This is a genomic window from Prevotella sp. tc2-28 (genome assembly GCF_900107705.1).
Taxonomy (GTDB): Bacteria; Bacteroidota; Bacteroidia; order Bacteroidales; family Bacteroidaceae; genus Prevotella.
The window spans coordinates 1-2,228 of the sequence record NZ_FNRE01000029.1; the positions used below are offsets into that span (position 1 = coordinate 1).

General features: G+C 46.5%; 3 protein-coding genes. 1 reads left to right on the top strand and 2 read right to left on the bottom strand.

Annotation, left to right across the window (positions count from 1 at the left end):
- On the bottom strand, window positions 1–240 hold a 240-nt coding region (locus tag BLU47_RS14995), incomplete at its 3' end, for a hypothetical protein (protein ID WP_218131553.1).
- Between the two features lie 76 nt (window positions 241–316).
- Window positions 317–844 (bottom strand): hypothetical protein, encoded by a 528-nt coding sequence (locus tag BLU47_RS14380; RefSeq protein ID WP_143025594.1) that lies wholly within the window; start codon window positions 842–844, stop codon window positions 317–319.
- A gap of 190 nt (window positions 845–1,034) precedes the next feature.
- Between BLU47_RS14380 and BLU47_RS14385 the strand changes: the two genes are divergently transcribed.
- Window positions 1,035–1,856, top strand: coding sequence for a hypothetical protein (locus tag BLU47_RS14385; RefSeq protein WP_143025595.1), 822 nt, complete (start codon window positions 1,035–1,037; stop codon window positions 1,854–1,856).
- The last annotated feature ends 372 nt before the right edge of the window (window positions 1,857–2,228 follow it).

The following is a 2,228-nucleotide window of genomic DNA, read 5'->3' on the forward strand; positions in this document are numbered from 1 at the left end:
ATACAAAAAATTCCCGAAACCACCAAACATTTCCACCACTTTTTTCGCAGAAAAACACACGCTTTTTTGCATCGTCAATAACCCATCCTTATTGCCCGATAAGGGCATGTTATTGCGCGATAAGCGCATGTTATTGTAAAAATGAGGGCGTTTGCAGCCTGTTTTTTTGCCAAAAATGGGTGGAGGAGGTGGACGTATTTCCTTATGGGGATTAAAAATAAATCCTAAATCACCTTGCAAAATGTACAAGTAGATTTAGGATTTAATTTATCAAATGCATAGAAATAACGTCCACCTCCTCCACCCAATTAGCTATTTAGAATATATCTGGTGTGAATTCTTTGGCATCTTCCTTGTTTTCGGTGGTGTGAAGCGCAAAATCAACTTTCACAACAAGATATTTGCGAGTACCGTGGATTACCTTGCTCTCGAATCCCAGCTTCCTCATTGTTTTTCCAATGTTGTTAGCTTTATACTCACGTCCTCGGAATCCGCGATAGTTCAGCTCGTGCATGATGTCGCCAGACGACATGGTTTCAGAGCTGCCAATGCCGTCGGGTTGTCTGAGGAACGTGCGGATGGCCTCTTCGCAGTCGTTGGGTTCCTCGAACCGCCTGTTGTGGTCGGTGATGAGCTGGCTCTCCTCATGGGTTGGCTGTGGGTTGAAGCCGTGGTCGAGCAGGTACAGTGCCTGTGCATAGGCACCTTCGTAGGGCAACGGAAAGTTTTCCAGATCTACGGTGCCCTTGAGGTCGATGACCAACTGTTGTATCAGCGCCTCATTCTCGGCTTCTTTGACGAGCAACAACTCCCTTGTTTTCTCTAGCTGCTTTTCGAGTTCCATTACTCTTACGTCCCTGTCGCTCAGCTGCGTCGACAGGGACAAAAATTCATCTGCCGATAGATTCATTTATACCTCCTTTTTTAACAGTCCGAAAAAGACTGTAAAGATACCATTTTTCTCCGACACCGCCAAGGATTATTTCCATAAAAGTTGCAGGAAAAATAAAAGTTCTGGTTGTTAACAATCGGAAATGAAAATAAATATCGATTTATTTTGCATTTCACTCGATTTGCACTATCTCTGCATCATGCCTGATCATATCCACATGATTGTAAGGGTAACAGAGGATATGCCAGAGGGAAAGCACCTGGGTAATGTCGTCGCTGGGTTTAAGGGCGGTTGCTCGCGGGCATGGTGGAGGGAAGAACCCTGCGCTGACGCGCAGGGAGTTGTGACGACGGCTGAAGCCATCACCACTCCTGCTGTGTCATCAGCAGGCCAAAGGCGCCCCTCCCTCTTTGAAGCCGGCTATAATGACCAGATTCTGCTGGAAGACGGACAGCTGGACAATTGGATACGCTACCTAGATGACAATCCCCGCCGTTTGGCCATCAAGCGGCTTCATCCCGATTACTTTACAACGATGCATTACCTCGACATCGGCGAGTGGCATTGTCAGCTGGTCGGTAACAACTTCCTGCTCGACATGCCAGACAAGGTCGCTGTCATCGTCCATAACGCCTACACTGATGAGGAATATGCTGAATATAAGCGAAGGTGGCTGGCATATGGAGAGGCTGGCGGCATTCTGGTTAGCGCTGCCATTGCCAGTCGCGAAAAGGATGTCATGCGCGAAGCTATGGACTTAGGCTATCGCCTTATCTTGGTTCGTGAAAATGGTTTCCCGCCATTGTACAAGCCCTCTGGTGAATCGTTCGATGCATGTTCCGGTGGTCGTCTTTTGCAAGTGAGCCCTTGGGAATACCACATGCAACGCCGTACTATCACGAGAGAACAATGCTTGATGTTGAATAGGCTGGCAGAAGAAATTGTCAATTGCCAAAAGCATTGAAAATAATCGGGGAAACGTTTGGTTTTCTCGATATTTTTTTGTACCTTCGCAATGTATAAGAGAGGTGGTCTAGACCACAAAATTAACCCTATTTATTTACCTTAAAAACACACGATTATGAACAAGACATGGAAAACAATTCTGACATTTATCGAGCTCGTCATCAGCTTCCTGCTGGCAAGGGACAAAGGGCAGAAAACGGAAAAGAAATCGTGAAAAAAGTGCTCAAAAAACGATCATGGAACACACAAAACTCAGTAAACACTTTACGTTGGAAGAATTCGTCAACACGCAGAAGTACCCGTGCAACAAGCCCACGCTGCAGCACGTGGCGAACATGGTCTACGGCTGCGTGATGCTCCTGGAACCTGC

What these genes read in the sequence shown, in the direction of transcription:
- BLU47_RS14385 (WP_143025595.1), top strand. Translation starts at nt 1,035, where the DNA reads ATGAAAATAAATATCGATTTATTTTGCATTTCACTCGATTTGCACTAT.
- BLU47_RS14380 (WP_143025594.1), bottom strand. Translation starts at nt 844, where the DNA reads ATGGAACTCGAAAAGCAGCTAGAGAAAACAAGGGAGTTGTTGCTCGTC.